This is a genomic window from Staphylococcus sp. NAM3COL9 (assembly GCF_001431205.1).
Classification (GTDB): Bacteria; Bacillota; Bacilli; order Staphylococcales; family Staphylococcaceae; genus Staphylococcus.
In genome coordinates this window covers 295081-321317 of record NZ_LGPC01000011.1, presented here as the reverse complement: position 1 = coordinate 321317, position 26237 = coordinate 295081, and the positions used below count along the sequence as shown (strand labels likewise).

23 protein-coding genes and 1 riboswitch are annotated in these 26237 nt (G+C 32.7%); of the genes, 8 read left to right on the top strand and 15 right to left on the bottom strand.

What is annotated here, in order from left to right; translation table 11 throughout:
* Positions 1-2 precede the first annotated feature (2 nt).
* From ACA31_RS04460 to ACA31_RS04420, 9 genes are all read right to left on the bottom strand, one after another.
* Positions 3-1076: an alanine racemase gene (locus ACA31_RS04460; RefSeq protein ID WP_057512165.1), complete on the bottom strand. Its 1074-nt coding sequence runs from the start codon at positions 1074-1076 to the stop codon at positions 3-5.
* Complete coding sequence (locus ACA31_RS04455) at positions 1073-2230, bottom strand: amidohydrolase (protein WP_057512164.1); 1158 nt, start codon at positions 2228-2230, stop codon at positions 1073-1075. Before ACA31_RS04455 ends, ACA31_RS04460 begins: the two co-directional genes overlap by 4 nt.
* 258 nt (positions 2231-2488) lie before the next feature.
* On the bottom strand, positions 2489-3208 hold the full coding sequence (dapD, locus tag ACA31_RS04450; RefSeq protein WP_057512163.1) for a 2,3,4,5-tetrahydropyridine-2,6-dicarboxylate N-acetyltransferase: 720 nt from the start codon (positions 3206-3208) through the stop codon (positions 2489-2491).
* 22 nt (positions 3209-3230) lie between these two features.
* Positions 3231-3953: a 4-hydroxy-tetrahydrodipicolinate reductase gene (gene dapB, locus ACA31_RS04445; protein WP_057512162.1), complete on the bottom strand. Its 723-nt coding sequence runs from the start codon at positions 3951-3953 to the stop codon at positions 3231-3233.
* Positions 3950-4837 (bottom strand): 4-hydroxy-tetrahydrodipicolinate synthase, encoded by an 888-nt coding sequence (dapA, locus tag ACA31_RS04440; protein ID WP_057512161.1) that lies wholly within the window; start codon positions 4835-4837, stop codon positions 3950-3952. The genes dapB and dapA overlap by 4 nt, the downstream gene beginning before the upstream one ends.
* A gap of 1 nt (position 4838) precedes the next feature.
* Positions 4839-5828, bottom strand: coding sequence for an aspartate-semialdehyde dehydrogenase (locus tag ACA31_RS04435; protein ID WP_057512160.1), 990 nt, complete (start codon positions 5826-5828; stop codon positions 4839-4841).
* A gap of 54 nt (positions 5829-5882) precedes the next feature.
* Positions 5883-7085, bottom strand: a complete 1203-nt coding sequence (locus tag ACA31_RS04430) for an aspartate kinase (protein ID WP_057512159.1) — start codon at positions 7083-7085, stop codon at positions 5883-5885.
* 86 nt (positions 7086-7171) lie between these two features.
* Positions 7172-7350, bottom strand: a riboswitch (Lysine riboswitch).
* A gap of 165 nt (positions 7351-7515) precedes the next feature.
* Positions 7516-8346, bottom strand: coding sequence for an aldo/keto reductase (locus ACA31_RS04425; protein WP_057512158.1), 831 nt, complete (start codon positions 8344-8346; stop codon positions 7516-7518).
* Between the two features lie 384 nt (positions 8347-8730).
* Positions 8731-10332 (bottom strand): ABC-F family ATP-binding cassette domain-containing protein, encoded by a 1602-nt coding sequence (locus ACA31_RS04420; RefSeq protein WP_057512157.1) that lies wholly within the window; start codon positions 10330-10332, stop codon positions 8731-8733.
* A 157-nt stretch (positions 10333-10489) separates the two neighbouring features.
* Between ACA31_RS04420 and ACA31_RS04415 the strand changes: the two genes are divergently transcribed.
* From ACA31_RS04415 to phoU, 6 genes are all read left to right on the top strand, one after another.
* A complete protein-coding gene (locus tag ACA31_RS04415) occupies positions 10490-11389 on the top strand; it encodes a CvfB family protein (protein ID WP_057512156.1) in 900 nt (299 codons plus the stop codon).
* Between the two features lie 394 nt (positions 11390-11783).
* On the top strand, positions 11784-12731 hold the full coding sequence (locus ACA31_RS04410; protein ID WP_057512155.1) for a PstS family phosphate ABC transporter substrate-binding protein: 948 nt from the start codon (positions 11784-11786) through the stop codon (positions 12729-12731).
* A 144-nt stretch (positions 12732-12875) separates the two neighbouring features.
* Entirely contained in the window at positions 12876-13805 is a 930-nt protein-coding gene (gene pstC, locus ACA31_RS04405) for a phosphate ABC transporter permease subunit PstC (RefSeq protein ID WP_057512154.1), read from the top strand.
* A gap of 1 nt (position 13806) precedes the next feature.
* Positions 13807-14718 (top strand): phosphate ABC transporter permease PstA, encoded by a 912-nt coding sequence (pstA, locus tag ACA31_RS04400; protein ID WP_057512153.1) that lies wholly within the window; start codon positions 13807-13809, stop codon positions 14716-14718.
* 99 nt (positions 14719-14817) lie between these two features.
* A complete protein-coding gene (gene pstB / locus ACA31_RS04395; RefSeq protein WP_253721370.1) occupies positions 14818-15693 on the top strand; it encodes a phosphate ABC transporter ATP-binding protein PstB in 876 nt (291 codons plus the stop codon).
* A 3-nt stretch (positions 15694-15696) separates the two neighbouring features.
* Positions 15697-16347, top strand: coding sequence for a phosphate signaling complex protein PhoU (gene phoU, locus ACA31_RS04390; RefSeq protein WP_057512151.1), 651 nt, complete (start codon positions 15697-15699; stop codon positions 16345-16347).
* 73 nt (positions 16348-16420) lie between these two features.
* Here the strand turns inward: phoU and pepF are convergent, their stop codons facing one another.
* Complete coding sequence (gene pepF / locus ACA31_RS04385) at positions 16421-18229, bottom strand: oligoendopeptidase F (RefSeq protein ID WP_057512150.1); 1809 nt, start codon at positions 18227-18229, stop codon at positions 16421-16423.
* Positions 18230-18478: 249 nt separating this feature from the next.
* Between pepF and ACA31_RS04380 the strand changes: the two genes are divergently transcribed.
* The gene (locus ACA31_RS04380; RefSeq protein ID WP_057512149.1) at positions 18479-18826 is read left to right on the top strand and encodes a hypothetical protein; all 348 of its coding nucleotides are present in this window, start codon (positions 18479-18481) and stop codon (positions 18824-18826) included.
* A gap of 929 nt (positions 18827-19755) precedes the next feature.
* Complete coding sequence (locus ACA31_RS04375; protein ID WP_057512148.1) at positions 19756-20277, top strand: HdeD family acid-resistance protein; 522 nt, start codon at positions 19756-19758, stop codon at positions 20275-20277.
* Between the two features lie 361 nt (positions 20278-20638).
* Here the strand turns inward: ACA31_RS04375 and ACA31_RS04370 are convergent, their stop codons facing one another.
* The 5 genes from ACA31_RS04370 to trpB all read right to left on the bottom strand — a co-directional run bounded on the left by ACA31_RS04370 (position 20639) and on the right by trpB (position 26235).
* Positions 20639-21898 (bottom strand): aminoacyltransferase, encoded by a 1260-nt coding sequence (locus tag ACA31_RS04370; RefSeq protein WP_057512147.1) that lies wholly within the window; start codon positions 21896-21898, stop codon positions 20639-20641.
* Between the two features lie 30 nt (positions 21899-21928).
* Positions 21929-23191, bottom strand: a complete 1263-nt coding sequence (locus ACA31_RS04365; protein WP_057512146.1) for an aminoacyltransferase — start codon at positions 23189-23191, stop codon at positions 21929-21931.
* A gap of 292 nt (positions 23192-23483) precedes the next feature.
* Positions 23484-24143 (bottom strand): type 1 glutamine amidotransferase domain-containing protein, encoded by a 660-nt coding sequence (locus ACA31_RS04360; protein ID WP_057512145.1) that lies wholly within the window; start codon positions 24141-24143, stop codon positions 23484-23486.
* Positions 24144-24290: 147 nt separating this feature from the next.
* A complete protein-coding gene (trpA, locus tag ACA31_RS04355) occupies positions 24291-25028 on the bottom strand; it encodes a tryptophan synthase subunit alpha (protein WP_057512144.1) in 738 nt (245 codons plus the stop codon).
* Positions 25021-26235 carry a tryptophan synthase subunit beta gene (gene trpB, locus ACA31_RS04350; RefSeq protein WP_057512143.1) on the bottom strand — a complete coding sequence of 405 codons (1215 nt, stop codon included), beginning with the start codon at positions 26233-26235 and terminating at the stop codon, positions 25021-25023. Before trpB ends, trpA begins: the two co-directional genes overlap by 8 nt.
* Between the last annotated feature and the right edge of the window lie 2 nt (positions 26236-26237).

Sequence of the window (26237 nt, the reverse complement as noted above, 5' to 3'; positions counted from 1 at the left end):
ATTTATCTATACTCCTTTATTAGTGAGTCATGATTCATCGCGCTTAATTGTTCAGAATTCGCGCCGACACCCTTAAATGTGAACTCATCTACGCGTATATCGTTATTATATAGTATCACTTCATCTTGTGCACGAACATTGCTATCTACTTCTACAAACATATGACTCATCATTAACGCACGTATAGGGTAGCGTTTACCATTAATCAATGCTTCATGTTGTGCTCTTGATTTAAGTATACCATCGCCATAACCAACATCTACGACTGCTAATCTTGTCTCATCTTGTGTAGCTTCATAAGCAAAACTATACCCACAATAATCTCCTTGATTAACTTCACGTACTTGAATAACATTACCTTTAACAGTCAACGATTGTTTAATTTCTGTTTCGTCTACATCACTATATGGTCTTGAACCATACAATGCAATACCAACACGCGCGTGTGTGTGACCCGGAAAGATACCATCTTCTCGATAATAACTCGCACTATTTTGCGCATGAATTAAATCAAACTGATAGCCCTCAGTTAATAGTGTATCTACAACTTCTAACCATGCTTTTCGCTCAATTTCATAATCCAGCACATCAAATTCGTCTGCATATCCAAAGTGTGTCCATAAGCCAGTTATTATCATACGCTGTTCACTTTTATTTTGCGCATGATGTTTAAGCACTTCTCTCATTTCTGCAATTGATTTTAGTCCTGAACGATGTAATAAATTTTCATATTCTAAATGAACCTGAATATCATATAAATCTTCTACATGTTCATAATAGAAGGTTAGAGAAGGTAAAGTCATCTGAATATCATACGCACGTACTTTATCAAATTCATAAACTGCATTCATTAAAAATATCGTAGCGTCGGGTATAAGTTTACGAATTCGGATTGCTTCTCTCAAAGAAGTTGTACTAAAAGTTTGAATACCAGCTTTTTTGAATTGTTGAAGAGCAAATTCCAAACCGTAATGGTAAGCATTATTTTTAACTACTGCCATGAGTTGGTTGTCTTGCGCTACATTTACTGCATTTTCATAAAATTTCTCTGTGTCTACTGACCAAATTGCTGTCATTGTACACGCACCTCACTGTAAGATTTTAGAAGTTGTTCATAATAATCTGCAATACGTATGAGCATATGTTCATTAAAATTTAAATGCGCAGTGTGCAAGCCAGTTACATAACCCTTCGCTTCATCGCGTACACCCACAAATATAAAATAACTCGGCGCAAGTTGACTATAAAAACTAAAATCTTCACCAAATAAATAAGGTGTAAGTTTATTTATAATTTCAAAATCTGCATTTTCCAATCCATGTTCAACATGTTTACGTAGTAATGGATCATTGTAAGTAGGCGGGTAACCTTCTTCAAACTTCACTTCACATTCTACATTAAATAATAAGCTTACACTTTCAGCAATTTTAGCCATTTGTTGTTTTACGATTTCTAGGTCAAGCGTATCATATGTTCTGATTGTACCTTCGAGATAACCATGACTAGGGACGGTATTGATCGCTTCTCCGGCTTCAAAATGACCCATATGGACAATATTTCGTTTTAAACCATTCAAATGATATTGTTGAATTTGTCCTACTTGGCTTAAAACATGTTGTAACGCTTCTCCACAAGAATGTCCTTGTTCTTTATCAGCAACATGACTAGAAAGGCCATTTAAATAAAATCTATATTCAGTAGCACTTGCTGTTATTTCTTCATCTCGGATAACAACTTTCCCTTCATTTTCAAAGGGCATAACATGAATGCCAAATACTGCTTCAATATCATAATTTTTAAAGGCACCAGCACGAATTAATCGATTTGCGCCGCCACCTGTTTCTTCAGCAGGCTGAAAAATAAAAACGATATTTTGCGGTAACGTTCCTTGATCAGCCATTGATTTACATCGTTTAACAAACAACATTAGCGCAGTAGTATGTCCATCGTGTCCGCAAGCATGCATCACATTATCTGTTAAACTTTTGTAAGTTACATCATTTTCTTCAAAAATAGGTAATGCATCAATATCTGCACGATAAGCTATCGTGTGCTCACCATTCCCAGGTAGGTAAGCAACTAATCCTGTATCAAGAGGGCGTTCATAACTTATACCTAATTCATCTAAGAAAGTAGCAATATAGGTAGTAGTTTCATATTCATGTAGACTTAACTCTGGTTTTTGATGCAAATGACGTCTATGTGTTGTGACGAATTCTAATTCATTCATTTTAAATCAAATCCTTCTAGTTTTATTAATTAACTTCAGGCTTTATTCTAAAGTACTTCGTTTATATGTATAGAAAAAGCTCAAAAATCTAATATAAAAATGAGGAGGTAAGTCGGACTCATCAATGTATAATACATCTTGTCTCGGCTTAAACCTCCTACATTAATATTTATGAGTGTTCTTACTAAGAAGCATTATTATTATTATTATGGAACTTTAACTAACTTAGTAAAAGTGAAAATTGCATGGAATTAAGCTTTAGTCATTCAATTTTCTTAAAGCTGAAACGATTTCACGTTTTGAGTCTTCAACTTCACTTGTTTGTTTAATCACTTTAGCAGGTGTACCTGCAACAACTGTTCCAGCTGGCACATCTTGCGTTACGATTGCACCAGCAGCTACAATAGAACCTTTACCAACACGAACACCTTCAAGAATAACTGCATTCGCACCAATAAGCACATCATCTTCGATTACTACTGGTGAAGCACTAGGTGGTTCAATGACACCAGCTAATACCGAGCCTGCACCAACATGTACATTTTTACCAGTAGTTGCACGACCGCCAAGTGTTGCATTCATATCTACCATTGTACCTTCACCAACTACAGCGCCAATATTAATTGTGGCACCCATCATGATCACTGCACCATCTTCAATGATAGCTTGTTCACGAATGAAAGCACCTGGTTCAATACGTGCATTTGTGTTAGTTAAATCTTTTAATGGAACGGCCGAATTACGACGATCCATTTCAACTTCTATAGCTTCAATACTTGATTGATTTGTTTCATAAAATGTTTTCCATTCATCCGCTTCACAAAAAACAACTTTTGAATCAGCTGAACCAAACACTTTAAAACTATCAGGGAAGGTTACATTTTCAAAATCCCCATTAATATAAACCTTTAGGGGTGTAGATTTCTTTGCATCACTTATATATTTAATAATTTCTTCTGCCGTTAAATGTTGTACCATAATTTAATACGCTCCTTAGTTTTTATAGGTTATCAAATGTATAAAAGTCATTTGCTTTATTGATTAATTTTTCTGCTGCACCGATTGCACCATTTGCAAAAATATCTTTTGACTGTGCTCGATGCGTAACCTCTATTGTCTCATCAGTACCAGCAAATAGCACGTCATGTTCTCCTACAATCGTGCCACCACGAATGGAGTGAATACCGATTTCATCTTGTGTGCGTTTTTCAGTATTCTCATGTCTGTCATATACCGGAGTAGATTTTTCTCGCAAGTCATCAATTACATCATATAATTTTACTAATGTACCACTTGGTGCATCCACTTTTTTATTGTGATGCGCTTCCGTCAGCTCAATGTCGAAATCTTGTAATAGGGGTACTGCTGCTTCTAAAATCTTAGTTAAAGCATGTACACCATAACTCATATTCGCACTGAAAAAGACTGGCATTTGATCACTTAACGCTTGAAGTTTATTGATTATTTCTTCTTTTTCACCTGTCGTTGCAATCACTAATGGTAAATTGAAGTCTTCATCCAATAATGGTAATAACAATTCTGGGTTAGAGAAATCAATTGCAACATCTGCTTCTTTAGCATCTGCAATACGTTCGAAAGTAGGGTATGGGTATACTTTTGTAGCATCTCGTACAATAAGACCAATTATTTCATGTCCTTTTGCTTCAGCTAATCTTGCGACACGTTGGTTCATCGCGCCATAGCCTATTAATACTATCTTCATGCTTTGTCACCTGCTTTAAATTGTTCGTACGCTTTTTCTAACGTTTGGCGATCTTCATCTTCTAAAGGTACAAGTGGTAAACGCACCTCATAATTTCCAAAACCTTCTACCGCTGTTAGTGCCTTCACTGGAATAGGGTTCACATCCACTGCTAATGCATCTAACAATGTTTGAATCGGTTGGAATTGTTTTTCAATATCTTCTCCATTTTGTTTAGCATCGTATAACGCTTGAAAAGACTTTGGAATCACGTTAGCTACTACTGAGATAACGCCATGTCCACCTTTATTAAAATACTCAACTACATTGTCGTCATTGCCACTATAAAGTGTAAAGTCATTTAAGTTGATACGTGCTTTTATTTCTTCTAAATAATCAAAATCGTTGGTCGCATCTTTTAATGCAATAATATATTCATTCTTGCTTAGAGTTTCAACTGTATCTGGTTCTATAGTCATATTTGTACGAGAAGGCACATTGTATAACACAACTGGTAATTTAATTGCATCTGCTATTTTCGTAAAATGGGCAATTAAACCACGTTGATTCGTCTTATTGTAGTAGGGCGTAATCAGCATAATTGCATCTGCACCAATTTCTTTAGCACGAACTGAAGCTTGAATTGATTTTTGTGTATTATTCGTACCTGTGCCAGCAATTACAGGAATGCGTCCATCTACATAATTTACGACAGCTTCTAATATTTGATCTTTTTCGTCATCTGTTAATGTCGGATTCTCAGCTGTAGTACCATTTACAACAATCGATTTCACATCATTTTCAATTAAATATTTCAAATGTCTTCTAAGTGCATCATAATCTACTTCATTGTGTGTAAAAGGTGTTGTTAAAGCGACACCTACGCCTTCAAAAATATGTCCCATATTATTTTACTCCTTTCAAGCTCATAACTTGTTCAAGTATTTGCACTGCATTCAATGCCGCACCTTTCAATAAGTTGTCAGAAGTACACCATACGTGGAATGTATTATCTAATGTTTCATCACGGCGAATACGTCCTACAAAGATTTCATCTCTATCTGTAGAATTAATAGCCAATGGATATACATTATTTTGTGGATCATCTTCAAGTACCACACGGTCATCATTTTCAAATAATTCTTGAATTGCACTCACTGTAGCTTCTTTTTCTAACGTTACACTCATGTGAACACTGTGACTGTCTTGGACTGGCACACGTACACAAGTAGCTGTAACTTTCAATTCATCATCTTTTAAGATTTTACGTGTCTCGTCTATCATTTTTTGTTCTTCTTTTGTATACCCATTTTCAAGGAAAGTATCAATATGTGGTAATACGTTATTATAAATAGGGTGTGGGTATGCTTCAGGTGCTTTACCATTTGCTCCCTCTGCTAAATCTTGTTTACCTTTGACCCCAGAACCTGAAACTGCTTGGTATGTCGTATATGCAACACGCTTCAAACCAAATTGTTCTTGTAATGGTTTAAGTGGTACGACTGATTGTATTGTTGAGCAATTTGGATTTGCAATAATCTTTCTATCTAATGCAGGCTCATTAACTTCTGGAACGATTAAGTCAACGCCTTCAGTCATTCTCCATTGACTTGAATTATCAATGACAATTGCCCCCGCTTGTTCAAAAATAGGGGAGAAGTGTTCACTTGTGCTTCCACCAGCACTCATTAACACATAATCATATGATGCTTTAGCTGCTTCTTCTGTTAATTCTTTAACAGTATAGTTTTTACCTTGAAACTCAATATTTTTACCTGCTGAGCGAGCTGAAGAGAACAACACTAACTCATCAAATGCAATTCCTTTTCGATCTATTGTTTCCAACATTTTTCTTCCTACTAAACCTGTTGCGCCTGCCAATGCTAATTTTGTCATATACCATACACTCCATTTTATTATTTTAATAAACCTTAATTATATTCCGAAAATTCAGATATCAAAAGCTTGATAGAGGGTTCGAACAGCTCGTTCGCCATTCTCAGCATCTATCACACATGAAATGCTTATTTCTGATGTTGTAGTTTGATAAAATGAAATATCGTTTTCAATTAAAGTAATGAATGCTTTTGATGCTACACCAGAAATATCCCGCATACCAGAACCAATTAAAGAGATTTTAACGTATTCTTCATTAATCTTGAAATCTAATGCACTAAACTGTTCTTTTAAAGTTTCCAATATGGTTGAAATCTGAAAAGCATCTGTATCTTTAATAGTAAAGGACATTTGTAAACCTTCCAAGTTAATAATCTGAGAAATCATATCAACATTTACTGAACCTTCTTCCAATTGAGTGAAGAGCTCAGTAAGTAATCTATTATCTGGTAGAGGATAACTAATTGTAACGTGCATCATATGTGTATCTAACGCCACACCTGTGACTGCTTTTTTTTCTAATAATTCTGCTTGTGACATAATCCATGTTCCTTTCACATTTGATAAAGTTCTTCCTAAATAAAGCGGGATATTATAGTTGTTTGCTAATTCGACGCTTCTTGTTTCTAACACGCCTGCACCTAATGCACTCATCTCCATCATCTCTTCATAAGAAACGTATTCAAGTCGTTTTGCATCTTTATATAATCTTGGGTCTGTAGCATAGACACCATCGACATCGGTATAAATCTCACATGCCGTGTCATTGCTTGCTGCTAAAGCAACAGCAGTAGTATCAGAACCACCTCGACCTAACGTCGTCACTTCTAGTGATTCATTAACACCTTGGAAGCCAGCAACTACTAAAATATCATTTTCTGTAAACGCGATTTCGAACGTATCAGGATTAATTTCTGCTATTCTACTTTTTAAATGATGTCCAACCGTCTTAATACCAGCTTGATATCCGGTCATCGCTTTGGCATTCACCCCAATATCATTTAAAACCATAGATAAGTAAGAAACTGTCTGCTGTTCACCTGTTGTTAATAATAGTGCAAGTTCTTGATCTTTTGGGTTTGTAGTCAATGCAGAAACATTAGCCATAAGCTCATCTGTCGTCTTGCCCATGGCACTAACAACAACAATAAGCTGTTCACCTTGATCAACTCTCATTTTTAACATTTCCGCTATATTTTTTATTTTTGTAAAATCACTTACTGAAGAACCTCCAAATTTCAAAACACTTCTGTTCAATTCTATATCCTCCTCAATCAATAGGGGAGAATCACAGTATTAAAAAAAGAACAAGTTCGGAATGCGAACTTGTTCTATAATTTATATACAAGTGATGCACTCCATTATCTTACAATAATGACAGACTCTTAGCTCTTAACCATAAAGTCCAACGTGTTATAAGCTGCTATTATAACTATTTCGGCATCTCACCCTTTCAAAATTAGCTGCTAGCAGGCAGGTTCTTCTAATATTTACTAATGATTGATGCGCCTCATCAAAACCATATTTAATTTTTGTTTGTTTATGATTCATATTATACATATGCTTATATGTACTGTAAACCGCTTTTATGAAGTTTTTTAAATTTACTGAAAAATACAACATTTCATTTATACATTTTACGTTATAAGTGTAAAAATAAATAAAACTGTTTAATAACAATTAATTTTTAAAATTCTTCATATGTTGCAGGATCTTGACCTTTTAATCTACCATCTTTTTGAGATAAGTTATTTATCTTTTCTATGTCTTCAACGTCTAAGTTAAAATCAAAAACATTTAGATTCTGAATTTGTCTCGTGATAGAAGTGGATTTTGGAATTGGCACTACACCTAATTGAATGTGCCATCTTAATATAATTTGAGGTATTGTTTTATTATATTTTTCAGCAATTACAGCGATATTTTTATCTTTTATTACTTCAGATGCACGACCTAATGGACTCCATGCTTCTGTAATAATTCCATTTGTATTATTATACTCAACCATATCTTGTTGATTAAAGTAAGGATGTAATTCAATCTGATTCACAGTAGGTAAGACACCAGTTTCTTTTTCTAATTTTTCTATATGTTCTGGTAAGAAATTACAAACACCAATAGATTTAATAAGTCCCGCTTTTTGAGCATCAATCATCGCTTGCCAAGCTTCAACATATTTATTATTCTTTGGGTTTGGCCAATGAATTAAATATAAATCAATATACTCAACATTTAATCGATAAATTGATTCTTGGATAGCTGTTAATGCTGCATCATAGTCTTGATAACGACCTGGTAATTTCGAAGTTACAATGATTTGATCTCTAGAAACATGACTTCGTTCAATTGCTTTACCCACTGTACCTTCATTTTCATAGTTATAGGCTGTATCTAATATTCTGTATCCTTGATTTAATGCATTAACAATTGCATGTACACCTTGTGCACCATTTAATTTATATGTCCCGAAGCCGATTTGTGGTAAAAGTTGACCATCAATCATATTTAAATTTTCCATAAAAAAATTCCTCCGTTCATTTGAATTAATTATGATTATATAATTCAAAAATTCATTTTGAAAGTAATCAGCCTAAAAAGTGGGGGCTTCACCCTAAATCAGATGAATAAAGTGGGGGACATCCTTAACTTGTGGTCTTCGTGTTGTGCCTTATTAATTCGTCAGGGATCAGCTTCAAATTACTACAATTTTAAATAATAATAACTTGATTCAGCCAATCTAATATATAAATTCAGCTCATATAAAGATAAGCGCAAATAAAAAAGACACCTCTAATGCCTTTACAACATTGGGGTGTCTATATTTTAAAAGGAGCATCCTATAAATTAAGTAGGATACTCCTTTTAATTATTGCGTTATATTTAAATCAATAACACAAGTTTATTATTTTAATACACCAGTTTCTTCTAAATAAGCTCTATAAGTCGTTTCTTTAGAAAGACCACCAGTTGGATTTAAATCAATAACACGGTTTGCAATCGTATTGATGAATTCAAAATCATAAGATGTAAAGATAATAGAGCCTTTGAATGATTTCAAGCCATCATTGACTGCAGTAATACTTTCTAAGTCTAAATGGTTTGTAGGTTCATCTAGTAGTAACACATTAGAACTAGATAACATCATTTTACTTAGCATACAACGTACTTTCTCTCCACCAGATAAGACACTTGCTTTTTTCTTAACTTCTTCACCGCTAAATAACATACGTCCTAAGAAGCCTCGTAAAAATGTCTCTGTTTGTTCGTCCTCAGGTGCATATTGACGTAACCAGTCAACTAAGTTCGTATCTACACCTTCGAAGTAGAATGAGTTATCTTTAGGTAAGAAGCTTTGAGAAGTTGTTACTCCCCATCTTACTGTACCTTCATCTGGTTCGAGTTCACCAGCTAAGATTTTAAGTAATGTTGATTTAGCGAATTCACTATCACCAACTAATACAGCTTTATCATTAGGATCCATAGAGAATGAAATATTATCTAATATTTTTACGCCGTCGATTGTTTTAGAAACATTGTCGACATGTAATAAATCATTACCAATTTCACGTTCAGGTGTGAATTTCACAAAAGGATAACGACGAGAAGATGGTTGAATATCATCAATCTCGATTTTTTCTAATTGTTTCTTACGACTTGTTGCTTGTTTTGATTTAGAGGCGTTTGCAGAGAAACGTGCCACGAAATCTTGTAATTCTTTAACTTTTTCTTCTTTTTTCTTGTTTTGATCTTGAGCCATTTTCATAGCAAGTTGACTTGATTGGTACCAGAAATCATAGTTACCAACGAACAATTTAATTTTCCCGTAATCTAAGTCAGCAATATGCGTACAAACATTATTTAAAAAGTGTCTATCATGAGACACAACAATAAGTGTGTTTTCAAAATTAATCAAGAAATCTTCTAACCAGCTTATTGCAGGGATATCTAAACCGTTAGTAGGCTCATCTAGTAATAATACGTCAGGTTTACCAAAAAGACTTTGTGCTAATAGCACTTTAACTTTTTGATTATTTTCTAATTCTGACATTGTTTTATCTTGTAGATTTGCTTTGATACCTAGACCAGAAAGTAATGTACCCGCATCTGCTTCAGCATTCCAGCCATCCATTTCAGCAAATTCGCCCTCTAGTTCTGCAGCTCTAATACCATCTTCATCACTGAAGTCTGGTTTCATATAGATTTCATCTTTTTCTTTCATTACTTCATATAAACGTTCGTGTCCTTTAACAACAACATCAATTACACGTTCATCTTCAAATGCAAAGTGATCCTGTTTTAATACTGCTAAACGTTCGTCTTTCCCCATAGAAACATGACCAGTTTGAGCATCTAATTCACCCGATAAAATCTTTAAGAACGTTGATTTACCTGCGCCATTAGCTCCTATTAATCCATAACAATTGCCATCTGTAAATTTAATATTTACATCTTCAAATAGTTTACGATCACCAAATCGTAAACTTACATCAGTAACTTGTAACATGCATTTACTCCTTTTCGTTATCCTTTTCGTTAATCTACCGGACAAATTATAACACACTTATTAACTTGTTTCGACCATTCTCGATGTAGTGATGCTAGTTTCTTCATAGCATGTTATAATAAATAAGAATAAATCTGTATGTACGAAGGAGAAAAGTATGGCCCAAGATGAAAAAGATATTGTAGGTTCTATAGAATTTCTTAAAGTTGTTGGATTAGAAGGCTCAACATATAAGTTAAAAGGACCAAACGGAGAAGAAGTTAAACTCAATCAATCCGAAATTAAAGATGAAGACGAATTAAATATAGGGGAAGAATATAGTTTCTTTATTTACCCAAATAGATCAGGCGCATTATTTGCTACGCAAAATATGCCTGACGTAACAACTGATAAATATGATTTTGTAAAAGTATTAAAAGTTGATCGTGATGGTGCACATGTCGATGTAGGTTTACCAAGAGAAGTATTAATACCTTGGGAAGATTTACCAAAAGTTAAATCAGTATGGCCAGTACAAGGTGATGAATTATTCGTTACGTTACGTATTGATAGAGATAATAATATGTTCGCACGTTTAGCAACAGAAACAATAGTAGAACAAACGTATAAGTCTGTTTTCGACAATGAATTGAAAAATAAAATCATCGAAGCAAGACCATATCGTTTATTACGAATTGGCAGCTTCTTACTTTCAAAAGAGGGTTATAAAATTTTTGTTCACGAAACAGAACGTAAAGAGGAACCACGTCTCGGTGAAAATGTAAAAGTGCGTATCATTGGTCAAAACGATAAAGGTGAATTGAATGGTTCATTTTTACCACTTGCACACGAAAGACTTGATGATGATGGTCAAAAAATCTTTGATTTACTTGTAGAGTACGATGGGGAACTACCTTTCTCAGATAAATCGAGTCCAGAAGCTATCAAAGAAATTTTTAATATGAGCAAAGGTTCATTCAAAAGAGCAATTGGACACTTATATAAAAATAAAATTATCACGATAGACTCTGGTAAAATTGCTTTAACTAAAAAAGGTTGGGAAAGAATAGAAAAATAATTCCTTCTATTATAAAGTGATTTTTTTTAACTTGTTTAATAACAATAATGTACGCAATTTTATAGAATGAATTGGACTTCAAAATACAGTTCTCAACAAATCAATCCTGAAACCACTATTTTTATATAGTAGTTTCAGGATTTTTTCTTTTTTATATTACAATTCCATACTTGTTTGTAATATAAAATTTCAACAAAACCTTATAATATCAGTATTTACAAGTCATTTCTTTATTGATTCATAGTGTTTATAAACTTTGTAAATAGAAGCCATCTTAACTTAACAAAACATTTACATTATCTATATTTGTATTTAATAAATTGTGTGTAATATAGAAACTGTAAGAAATACATATAACTTTTAAGGGTTATTTATCTATTAGGAGGATGTTTCAATGAAAAAATGGCAAGTATTTGGAACTGCAGTAATTGGCTCTTCACTTTTATTAGGCGCTTGTGGCGGCGGAAATGCTGGTTCTGGTGGCGGCGAAGGCGAAGTTAAAGGCGATGGTTCATCAACAGTAGGTCCAATCATTGAAAAATTAAACGAAAAATTTGCTAAAGAAAATTCAGATGTTACAGTTTCATCTGGTACATCTGGTACAGGTGGCGGATTCGAAAAATTCATTTCGGGAAACACTGATTTTTCAAACGCATCTAGACCAATAAAAGATGAAGAGAAGAAAAAATTAGAAGATAAAGGCATTAAATATAATGAATTCGAAGTTGCAAAAGATGGCGTAACAATTGCAATTAATAAAGAAAATGACTTTGTAGACGAATTAACTAAAGATCAATTAAAAGATATTTATTCTGGCGAAGCAAAATCATGGAAAGATGTTAATTCTGAATGGCCAGATAAAGAAATCAAATCATTTTCTCCAGACCAATCACATGGTACGTATGATTTCTTCACAGAAGAAGTTATGGATGAGGGAGATATCAAAGCAGAGAAAAACGCTGATACAAACGTCATCGTTCAATCAGTTCAAAAAAATGAACAAGGTATTGGTTACTTCGGTTATAATTTCTTCGAAGAAAATAAAGATAAATTAAAAGCAGTTAAAATCAAAGATGATAGTGGCGAAGTTACTAAACCAACTAAGAAATCAATTCAAGATGGTTCATATGCTCTAAGTAGACCATTGTTCATTTATACAAACGAGAAAAAATTAAAAGAAAATGAAGGATTCCAAGATTTCATGAAATTTATCTTTAAAGACAAAGGTAAATCAGCTGAAGAAGCAGGATTTGTTGCTCTACCAGAAAAAGATTATAAAAAACAACTAGATGAATTAAAAGAGATCTCTGGTAAAGAAAGCAAAGACAAAGAAGATAAATAAAACATAGCTATAAATCTTAAAGGTCGGGATTCTGTATTAGAAAACAAAGTGGCAATGGGAATAACGTCCACTTTGTTTCTCTATTTCTAAATATCCCAATCTTTTTTTACAATTTCGGAGTCTATATGAAGGAAGGATATTAACATGGCGAATAAAAACCGCTCCGTAAGCGAAATGATTGAAAAAAACAACGCCAATAAGAATGGTGCAAGCGATAAAATCGTTCCTATTATTTTAGGTACGATAGCAATTTTTTCCATTTTAGCGACAATCGGTATTGTAGTTACATTATTAACAGAAACCATTACGTTCTTCACACGTATTCCTATTACTGAATTTCTCTTTTCGATGGAATGGAGACCATTCTCATCTGATCCTAAATTTGGAATTTGGCCGTTAATATTAGGTACATTGAAAATAACTGTAATTGCTACAATCGTAGCAGTACCATTAGGTCTGGGTGCAGCACTTTACTTAAGTGAATATGCTTCGCCACGTGCTAAAAGTATTATCAAACCGATATTAGAAATATTATCTGGTATTCCAACAATCGTATTCGGTTTCTTTGCTCTAACATTTGTTACACCGTTAATACGTCAAATTTTTCCAGAAATAGGTAGTTTCAACTCTATTAGTCCGGGTCTTGTAGTTGGTGTAATGATCATTCCATTAATATCAAGTATGAGTGAAGATGCAATGTCATCTGTACCAAACAAAATGCGCGAAGGTGCATTAGGTTTAGGTGCTACTAAATTCGAAGTAGCAACGAAAGTTATTTTACCAGCTGCGACATCAGGTATTATGGCATCAATTGTATTAGCAATTTCACGTGCAATTGGCGAAACTATGATTGTATCTCTTGCTGCAGGTAGTACACCGAGTGCATCAATTGATATAACAGGGTCTATCCAAACAATGACAGGTTATATCGTTCAAGTAGCAACAGGTGATGCAACATTTGGTACTGATACTTACTATAGTATTTATGCAGTAGGATTTACTTTATTCTTATTCACGTTAGTAATGAACTTAATTGCTCAATGGATTACGAAACGTTTCAGAGAGGAGTATTAATATGACTGAAACAAATAAACAAATACTTGTAGATCAACAAACAGTTGAAAAGAAACTCTCTGGAAGGTTAACGACAAATAAAATTAACAAGTGGGCTTTCTTCGGCTGTACAATGATTGGCCTACTCGTATTAGCTGCATTACTCATTGATACACTTATAAAAGGTGCTGGACACTTAACTCCATCATTTTTCACTAATTTTTCATCATCAACACCCTCTATGGCAGGGATTAAAGGTGCGTTTATCGGTACAGCATGGTTAATGGTTACTATTATCCCGATAACAATTACTTTAGGTGTTGGTACTGCAATTTATTTAGAAGAATATGCTAAAGAAAATGCACTTACAAACTTTATTAAGGTCAGTATCTCAAACTTAGCTGGCGTACCTTCAGTCGTATTCGGTTTACTCGGTCTTACAATTTTCGTAAGAGGTATGGGTATCGATTCAATTGCACTCGGCAACTCCATTTTAGCAGCCGCATTAACAATGTCATTACTTATCTTACCGGTAATCATTGTGGCTAGCCAAGAAGCAATCAGATCTGTACCTAGTTCTGTAAAAGAAGCTTCATACGGACTTGGTGCCAATAAATGGCAAACAATACGCCGTGTTGTATTACCAGCTGCAATTCCTGGTATTTTGACAGGTTTCATCTTAGCACTATCTCGTGCCTTAGGTGAGACAGCACCATTAATTTTAATCGGTATACCAACGATTTTATTACAGTTACCATCTACAATATTCGATCAATTCCAAGCGTTACCAATGTCAATTTATAGTTGGACAAAATTACCACAGGAAGAATTCCAAAACGTTGCATCGGCAGGAATTATCGTATTACTCGTTATATTATTATTAATGAATGCAGTAGCGATATTCTTAAGAAATAAATATAGTAAAAAATACTAAATTTAATACACGATAAACATCATTTAAATAAGGCTAGTAAATGGGAATGTGCTAGGATTTCAGTAAAATCTTAACATCTAGCCTAAAAAAGGAGTTTTAATTATGAATAAACAGATTGTAAATAATAACGATACATTAAAATCACATACCGACCGTAATAATTCACCAATAGCTACTATTGAGCCAAATCATACAGACAATAAAATTCCAGATAGCCAAAAGAAAATTGTCTATTCCACTAAAAATCTTGATTTATGGTATGGCGAAAATCATGCATTAAAAAACATCAACTTAGATATCTTAGAAAATAATGTAACAGCAATTATTGGACCATCAGGTTGTGGTAAATCAACATACATTAAAGCATTAAATCGTATGGTTGAACTTGTACCATCTGTTAAAACTGCTGGTAAAATTATGTACCGTGATAAAAACATTTTCGATAATAAATATTCAGTTGAAAAATTGAGAACAAATGTAGGAATGGTATTCCAACAACCCAATCCATTTCCTAAATCAATTTATGATAATATCACTTATGGTCCTAAAATCCACGGTATTAAAAACAAAAAAGTCTTAGATGAAATTGTTGAAAAATCTTTACGTGGTGCTGCAATTTGGGATGAATTAAAAGATGACTTAGACAAAAATGCTTATAGTTTGTCAGGTGGACAACAGCAACGTGTTTGTATTGCACGTACATTAGCTATTGAACCAGATGTTATATTAATGGATGAGCCAACGTCAGCTTTAGATCCAATATCAACATTAAAAATAGAAGAACTTGTTCAAGAGCTTAAAAAACAATATTCAATCATCATTGTTACTCATAATATGCAACAAGCTGCTCGTGTTTCTGATAAAACCTCTTTCTTCCTTAACGGCTATGTTAATGAATACGACGATACTGATAAGATCTTCTCTAATCCTGCAGATAAACAAACTGAAGATTATATCTCAGGTCGCTTCGGTTAATCTATGGCGACAATTAGACATAAATATGAAGGTCAATTAGACGGACTTATCAAAGATTTACGTCGACTTGGTCTTTATGTATATCGTAATATAGAATTTGGACTAACGTCGTTAAGTGAAGAAGATCGTAATTATGCCAGAAAAACAATAGCTAAAGATAAAGAAATCAATGAGCAAGAAACTGCCATTAATGAAAAAGTAATCCTGCTTATCACTAAGCAACAGCCAATTGCTACAGATTTACGTTTAATGATGGCTGCTTTAAAAATCGCTACTGATTTTGAACGTATAGGCGACAATGCAGCAAGTATAGCGAAAATCAGATTACGTGCAAAAATTATTGATGAATATGTACTAACGAGACTCAACACTATGGGTAAACTTGCGCTCTTAATGTTAAAAGACTTAGATGATGCAGTAAAAGACAATGATATTACCTTAATAAAAGAAATCATTGAGCGTGATAAAGATATTGATGATATTTATAAAAACATTGTTAACACAACTTATTTAATAGATAATGATCCTTTCGTTGCAGGTCAAGCACATTTAGCTGCAAGACATTTGGAACGTATTGGAGACCATATTTGCAACATAGCAGAGAACATTTATTTCTTTATTACAGGTGAACGCTATGAATCCTATAATAAATAAAAATATTGCACATAATAAAAGCACAATGGCTTTATAAAGCCATTGTGCTTTTTGTTTTAAATTTAATTATAGGTTATTTCTTTTCAATTTCATCAGTTAATGTTTCTAGTTCATCAACAAGTTGGCCAATATATCCAATTGTTGATTTTAGTGGTTGTTCAGTGCGGATATCAATACCTGCAATTTCGGCTAAATCTACTGGTGATTTACTACCTCCAGCTTTCAATGTATCTAACCAAGCATCAACAGCTGGTTGTCCTTCATTTTGAATACGTTGAGACATCACAGTACCAATCGTTAAGCCCGCTGAATACGTATATGAATATAAACCCATATAATAATGTGGTTGTCTCATCCAAGTTAGCTCTGTGCCTTCAGTAAGTTTCACGCTGTCTCCAAAGAATTGGCTATAGACATGAAGCATAATGTCATTAAGTACTGGTGCAGTTAATGATTCACCTTGATCGACTTTATTATAAACCTCACGTTGAAAAGCAGCTTCAAGTAAATGCGTAACCATATTATGATAATACGTTCTTGAAATGATAGAACCTGTCACCCAACGTTTAAATTTAGCATCATTACTATTTTCAAATAAGTAGTTCGCCATAAGCATTTCATTCATAGTAGAAGGTGCTTCTACAAAATACATCGAAGCTTCTGATTCTAAATAATTTTGATGTTCCTGTGCTAAAGTAAAGTGACCAGCATGACCTAATTCATGCGCTAAAACGAAGGTTTCAGTCATTTTACCAGTCCATGATATAAAGACATATGAGTGTGAAGTATATGGACTCGCACAATAGGCACCCGTTTCTTTACCTTTGTTTTGTGCAAAATCTATCCATCTATCTTTATAAGCAGCTTCAACCATTTTCAAATAATCTTCACCAAGTATATTTAAAGCACCATAAATATATTGCTTAGAATCTTCTATTGAAATTTCCGGCTCGTAATTTGGATCAATAGAAACTTTTAAATCTTCAAAATGCATCACATCTAAGCCATGGACACGTTTGACTAACTTCGCATATTTTTGCATGATAGGTGCTAAATCACTCATTATTACATCAATTTGTCTGTTAAACATGTCTCGAGTCACTTCTTGATCTTGTAGTAAATAATCAATAACAGAATCATATCCTCTTAAATCTGCTTCAATTTTCTCTTGTTGTACTTGCATATTATAAGTCGCTGCTGTCGTATGCTGATATTTACTTAAAGCATTACTAAAATGTTTGAAACTTATTCTTCTAAACGTTTCATTTGGATTATCTTCATATTCATTCTCAAAAGTAGCATAATCTAAAGAATATGTTTGATGATTATATTCGAATGATTCAAAATCAATATCCAACATTTTTGTAGTTCCATAAAGTTCAAAAGCGCTCTCAAAAGTAGGGGACAAGCTTGCTAATACTTTTTCAACTTCTGGAGATAATTGATGCGCCTTATTAGCTTTTAATTTCGTTAAAAAATGTGGATACTTCGATATTTTAATAAGTTGTTCTAGTGTTTGATCAGATAGCTTTAAAATTTCTGAAACTACAAATGAAAGTTCACTAGCGATTTTTCCATAAGATGTAGATAATTTTGCGCTTAATGTCTGTGCATGTTCATTAGCTGTATCAACGCTCAATCTTAACTCAGCATAATTTGCCATTCGATCTAATTGAATTAATAGTTCAGAATATGCATCCAGTGCATCTTCAACAATATCCACTTCATATAAGTGCTCTGTATATTGTTGATTAAATGCCTTGGCTTGTTCTAATGTATCATTCAACGTGTTATAAAATGCATCGTCAGAACTAAATAAGTCAGTTACGTCCCATGTTTCTTCAATTGGAACATTATTTCTAAATGGTAGTGTTTCAGCCATATAATCTACTCCTCTACATTTATATTGTATTCACAGTTAATTATACATGAATGACCCGCATAAATGATAACCGAAAGTTTATCTATGTTAAAAGTGGGGAACAATAGAGCAAATTAGATTGACACATATTTTATATTAATTTAATATAAAATTATACTGCTCAAGACCGAATGTGTATATATAGAAAATATAGTATAATATATATAATGTAAGTAAAGTATAAATATTAAATAAAAAGGAGAGGAATAAATGACGATTTTTGATATGCCTAATTTTTTATGGATTACTGTAGTTGCTGTCATATTAGTAACGCTATTTTGTAATCTTGTATTAAATAAATGGTTTACTGCACCAATCTTAACATTAGTAGTATTAGCAATAGCAGCATTTTTAATACCGAATTTCCAAGACATTACATATGAACCTTTATTAGGTTTTGCTGCGTTTATGACTATTTTAAGTTTAATCCTAAGCTTTATCATATGGTACATGACACGTAACTGGAGACGTAAACGCCGCGAAAAGAAAGCTAGAAAAGAAATACGCAAACGTGGTGGCATCGCAAAAGATGAATTAGAAGATTATAAACAAAATTAAAAAATAAACTGTAGCTATATCCTAAGTTACAGTTTATTTTTTAATTTTATACTTAAATTCAAGCTGATGTTTTTAATAACATCATTAAGTGATTTTAAGTAAATTTTTGAATATGATTTAACAAATCGTTATATGAAAATTTAAATCATAGCATTTATGAAGTTTAAGCCAATATAATAAAGTCGATAATTTGATATTATCAGTAAAGTAAAATATTAGAGTATTAAATCTATAAACATATCACTCAATACACACACAATGGACTATAAGAAATTACATCAAAGTAATTGAAAGAATGATTACATTAACAAACTTATATAACGTAATAGGTAGTGATTTAACAATTAGGGTATTTTATTTCAAGTATTAATAACTTCCTATAATATATATTATGTAAACTAAAAATGAATTTTAAAAGTTACATATCTTATATAGCATTTATTAACATATTTACTATGAATTAGTTATTTACTAATTTTAATCCTATTTTAGTTTTTACATACATAACATTATGCCACTTAACGTTTCTAGACCTCATACGCAGCTCAAAACATGTTTGAGCTATACGGAGTTTAGAATATTGTTTTACTTTATTAGTTATTGTATATATCAAATATAAACTCACAATTACACGTGTGCATATATGGATATAGACCAACAAACGCATATTTAAATGCTCAGAAATCGACTTCTCAGCACCATATTTTTAATGGTCTTAGACTTTTAAGATTAAATAATACCTAATGTTTTAATCTTGCTATTTTTTGACTCATCCTTCGTTACTATAGCAATCCTTAGAAAAAAGGTCTTTTATTAAAACTATACATTTATAGGGTTACATAACATAAATATAGGAACCTATTAAAAACGTGTTCTTTTCTGTCATTTGGGTATATAATATTTAGAGATTCATTTAGGAGTGAAATTTTATGCAAGAACGTTCCCGTATCAAATGGTCGAGTTTAGTGATTGGCGTCATTTTTCTAATTATTGGCGTGTTTATTTTAAGTTTTCCTGAAGAAAACTTATTCGCTATTACATGGCTCATAGGCCTACTATTTATTATTAACGGTTTTTTAGAAATTTTCGTTCGTCGTGTAATGAAAAAATCAAATAAGAATGCCTCAATCATGGTACTTATACTTGGGATGATTAATATTATTTTGGGGTTATTGATTTTATTTAATATCGTTACAAGTACGACATTTATTGTTTATTTATTTGCTGTTTGGTTTATTATAAATGCGTTGTTTAATATGTTTACGGTAACGCCACTTGAAAAATTAAATAAAGGTTTTCATATTGTATCCGTTATTTTAAATATTATTACAATTGTTTTCGGTATTATTTTACTGTTTAATCCACTTATGGCGGCAATTATAGTTGCTATCTTTATGAGTGCAGTGTTCTTTATTATTGGTATAACTTATATCTTTGGAGCATTATCTTAAAGATCCATAACTTGCAAATAATTCATTAAAAATAGGCCGTATTTTTGATGAATTATGCCAAAAAGGCACACTACAAGTCGACTTGTAGTGTGCCTTTTGCACTTTTATAACCATTATATATATTACTTTAAATATGTTATAAAAATAATTTTTACTATAAAATTATTATAGTGTAAGGTTCTTGCATTGCTAAAATCCTATGCTATACTAAAAAATGTGGAAAACAACAAGAATTAACATCTCAGACTTTCCCACATTTAGTTCATTGTTATATTGGAATTGCCATCCTAATATAACTAACTTCAGAACGAAAGAAAGCATACTGATTAGGGCTTCATAGCAGTATGCTTTCTTTTTTATGTTATTTTTTAACTTTTTTTCTAACGTTATTCAACGTATTAAATAACCAATATTTTGTTTTCTTAATTGGTTTATAAAAGTCGCCGATTAATTCTTCAATTTGCACATTAAATCCACGTTTAAAGCGATATACGCCGTAATCTTCACTATTTTCAGTGAAGTCGCCTGATAAACCATAGAAATTATAACGACCATAACCATTGTCAAAACAATAGTTCAACATGTACCAGTGCATCATATAAGGTCCCATATATTGATTGTATTTTTCTGATGAGCCACCAGAGAAGTAGTTCACCTCATATGCATTTGCAAAATAAACACCAGCAGCTAAATTTAATATAGCACCATCTGTTAATCTTAATTCACTTGCATGCATTAACTCTTTTTTATCGTGCTCTATTTGTTTATCCAGTTCTGTAATTTTCTTCAACTGCTTATCTGATTTATTTTCATTCTGCATGATTTGATCTCTACGTGTTTCTTTATCATTAATACTCTCTTGTGTATTTTCAATATATTCATTCAAGTCTATATATGCTAAAGGTATTAATGCTTTATCACCATAATTATCAATGAAATTATAGAAATATTCATTTGTTTTAGATACGAAGCCAGCACGTTTTTCAGTTTCTCGATAAAGATCTAAGAAAAGACCGAATTCATCCCTATTTAACAATCTAACTTTAATGCCAAAATTAATTGCTTTATTGATATTCCGTTTTCTTTGGCTATCAAATTGTTTTTTTAGAGAAGCTGGTGTTTGACCATCTAAGTTCAATACACCCATCCATCTTACTTGGCTAGATGTATCATATTTAGTCGTAAAGCCATGATGTGTATATCCATGAGATTTAAATAAATTAACTAATGCATCGTTCTTATCTGGTTCTGGCAATGGATTGATATCTTTATCGTATATTTTATAAATCCAGTACGGGTCCATTTTGACATATAGACAATTATGATGTTGAAGATAATTGTCTAATTCACGTAAATAGAAATCTACTAAACCTAAATCATTGTAATCCATAACTGGACCCCGATTAGAATAATAAACATAGCTCCCCATTGTAGGAATTTTAGAGAAAAGACTAGCAGCAATAACCTGATTGTCGTCATCTTTTAAGCCTAATAGTACAACTTGAAATCCATCTTCTTCTCTTGTCGCAATATTTTCTTTTACTTGAAAGTAATGGCTCTCTAATGCCGGGTTTTGTACAAAATTGTCATACTCTTTGACGGTTAACTCTGTAAATTTCATTCTAGCTTAGTTCCCTTCTATAATTTATATCTACTTCTTAATATCTTTTAATTTTTTTAATGTCGTATAAATTTTGTACATTGGCTTATTAATAGGTTTTACAAAATCCCCAACATATTCAACTACTTCAGCATTAAATCCTTTCTTGAATTTCACTACCCCTGCATCTTCCGCATCTTCTGTGAAATTACCGCTGATACCGTAGAAGTTATATCTATCAATATTGTGATCAATAGCGTAATTAATCATCGCCCACTGAATCGCATAGCTACCAGCAAAGTGTCTAAATTCATTTGAAGTGCCACCTGCATAGTAAACCACTTCATAAGGATTAATAATAAAGTAAGCTGCAGAAATTGGTAATTCATTACCATGTTCAGCCTGTAGCGATTGCGCTTCTTCAATTTTTTGTTGGTTTGCAATAAGCTGTTGCTCTAAATTATCTCTCTTATTATAAGCTTTTTTATTTTCAGGTCTTTTTTCTATATCTTTAATTGCCTTGTTAATATCTTTACTTAAGACTTCACGCTCTGATTGTAATTCTTCGATATATTCATCAAAGTCCATATAAGCTAATGGTACCAAGATACGATTCTTATAATATCTCATTCTATTATAATAAAAGCTATCTTCCCTATCATCAAATTCTTTTGATTCAGATGTATCTTCCATAAATGAACGGAAGATTGGCAATTCTTTTTCTTCTAAGAATCTTACTTTAACACCATTCTTTTGAACTTTTTTCGTATTACGTTTACGCAAACTGTCCATACCATTCAGTACATCTTTAGCTGTTTTATCTGCTAAATCTAATACGGAATGAAATCTGATCTGAAGAATTGGATCAAAACCAGTTAAAAATCCTTGGTGTTTGTACCCTAATTGTTTCATTTTGTCGAAAAACCAATCATGACCAGCATTTTCTAGCACTTCTCCATCATGGTTACGATATTGATAAGCTAAATAAGGATCCACTCTTAAATGTAAACCTTTATATTTTTTAACGTATTTAGTTAATTCATTAAAGAAGTAATGAACAAGTTCTTTATTTTCAAAATCTATAACAGGTCCTCTGTTTGTGTAAAAATACTTGAAAAACTTCATTACGGGTACTGCAGTAAGTAAACACGCTGCAATGACTTCATTTTCATTATTTTTAATACCAACTAAGTGTGTTTCTGTACTTTCTGCGATTTTCAATTCATAGTTTCCTACCATTTGTGTAAAGTGGCTATTTGGCATATTATCTGTAAATGTGCCGAACTCTTTAGCAGTTAAATTCGTAAATTTCATTTAGTATACTCCTATTTGTTTATAATTCTATTTTTATTCGAGTTTAATCTTCAATCTTAGTTATTATACAATATCCATTTATAAAACTAAATCAATAGCCTAAAAATTCATTATACATGAACTTTATGTATGACTTATTATATCACTACTTTTATTTTAACAAAGAATAAGCAATTAAACACTTTTGCCCATAATTATAACAACAAAAACTGGAAAACTTAATAAGTTTTCCAGTTTTCTTTATAATTAGAGACATGATGGTTAACCATCATGTCTCTATGATACGATTGTTCTAATTTAAAACGTCTCGTAATGTTTTACCTATTGCTACGCTTGATTGTGGATTTTGCCCAGTAATAAATTGATTATCTGTTTCCACGTGTTCAGTAAAGTTGTCCTGAGTTACAAATTTAACGCCCTGGTTTTCTAATTCTGTCTGAGTTAAGAAAGGTACTTTTTCCTCAAAACCCATAGCACGTTCTTCTTCATCTGTAAATGCAGTTAATGTCACGCCCTTCACAAGGAAGTTACCTTTCTTATCTTTAGCACCGACAAAAGCACTCGGTCCATGACATACAGATGCAATGATTTTATCATCTGCTTTAAAGTCAGCAAGTACTGAAGCTAACTTCTGATTATGTGCAAAATCAAATACAGTGCCATGGCCTCCTGGTAAATATACGGCGTCGTATTGACTCACATCTATATCTTCTATACTCGATGTTGATTTTGTTTGATCAACAAATGATTTATATTTATTAAGCTCACCATTCTGTGTTGAATTAGGATCTAATGGGACTTCGCCACCATTTATTGTAGCGATATCTACATTAATATTTGCTTCCGTTAATATATCATAAGGTTCACTTGCTTCTTCTAACCATAATCCTGTTGGTGTACCATCTTCAAATTGATTTACACTTGTTATGATAAATAAGACTTTTTTACTCAAATTATGTCACCTCTTTTTAAAAATAAGAGAATAGTTATATTAATTTCTTTGAAATTGCATGACTTTAAATTACATGCTGTTCACCTCAAAAATATATTCTCTTTTGTTAGCATACCCGTAATTACAAACTCTTACACACGCAATGCTTTATTCACTTTTTTTATCAAGTGCACTTCTAATAGAGTTAAAATAACTAACTGTGTCTGCTTTTGTATCTTGTCCTAATCGTTTAACAATTTCACTACCTATAACAACGCCATCTGAAGCTTCTATGATATCTGATACATGCTCTGGTGTACGAATACCAAATCCTGCAACCACGGGTACAGTAGAAATTGATTTTATATGCTTAATCCTATCTTTAAGTTCAGGATGGAACTTACCATTTTCTCCTGTTGTCCCATTCATTGTTACTGTATAAATAAATCCTTCTGCATCTTTAGCAATTTGATTACTACGTTCTTCAGACGTTGTCATAGCTATTAGAGGAATAATATTCACTTTTCTGTCAGGATGACGTTCTTTTAATTGTTGAACAAGTTCATGCGGCAAATCAGGAATGATTAAACCGTAGACGCCTGCTTTTTCACAAGCTTTAAAAAATGCATCTTCTCCATAAAAATTAATAATATTATAATAAGTCATTAATACATATTTACTTGATATTGAGTCACGATGTTCAGTAAGTTGATCTAAAATATACTGAATATTGACGCCCTCTTCTATGGCTTTGCTACCAGCGTCCATAATAACCGGTCCATCAGCCACTGGGTCTGAAAATGGTACACCTACTTCAACAATATCAGCACCTGCATCACTGACTGTCTTAAGATTTTCAATAAAAGATTTATTACCCATAATATATGGAATAAATAGTTTACGCATTAGAATCACCGCCTTCTTTCATATAATTTCTAATTGTTTCCATATCTTTATCGCCACGTCCTGAAACTGTAACAACAAGAATGTCATCTTTGCCCATCGCTGGTGCTAACGTTTCTACATAGCTTAATGCGTGCGCACTTTCTATAGCTGGAATAATACCTTCAGCTTTTGTAAATCTAACTAAAGCATCCATCGCTTGTTTATCACTTGCAGTAGCAAACTTCACTCTGCCTATATCGTGATAATAAGAATGTTCAGGTCCAACACCAGGATAATCTAAGCCTGCAGATATAGAATGTGCTTGTTGAATTTGACCATTTTCGTCTTGAATGAGATACATTTTAGTACCGTGTAATACGCCTTCTTTACCTTTATTAATCGCTAGTGCATGTCTATTTGTATCATAACCTTCACCTGCAGCTTCTACGCCATATAATTTCACATCATCTTGAATGAATGGATAGAATGTACCAATGGCATTAGATCCACCACCAACACAAGCTACAATTGCATCTGGTAAACGCCCTTCTTTTTCTTGAATTTGAGCTTTGATTTCTGTACCTATAATTTTTTGGAAATCTCTTACAATAGTTGGAAATGGATCTGGTCCTAAAGCTGAACCTAATAAATAATGCGTATCATCTACATGACTTACCCAGTATTGTAATGCTTTATTCACCGCATCTGATAATGTACCTTGTCCTTCAGTTACAGATTCAACTTTCGCACCTAACAATTCCATTCTAAATACGTTTAACGATTGTCTTTTAATATCTTCTTCACCCATAAATACTACGAGTTCCATATCAAATAATGCAGCAACCGTCGCACTCGCAACGCCATGTTGACCTGCGCCTGTTTCAGCAACAAGTTTATTTTTACCCATTCTTTTGGCTAATAGCGCTTGACCTAACGCGTTGTTTATTTTGTGTGCACCAGTGTGATTTAAATCTTCACGTTTTAAATAAATTTTTGCGCCACCAAGCGCTTCTGTATATGAGTTAGCATATGTCAATGGCGTTTCACGACCTACGTAATCTTTTAGGTAACCATCTAATTCTTCTTGAAATTTCGGGTCTGCTTTTGCTTCTTGATAAGCTTTTTTTAATTCTTGGATTGCTGGCATTAACGTTTCTGGTACGTATTGACCACCGTAAGTACCGAAGAAACCAAATTCATCTGCTTCTGTTTGTATGTCTTTATTCATAA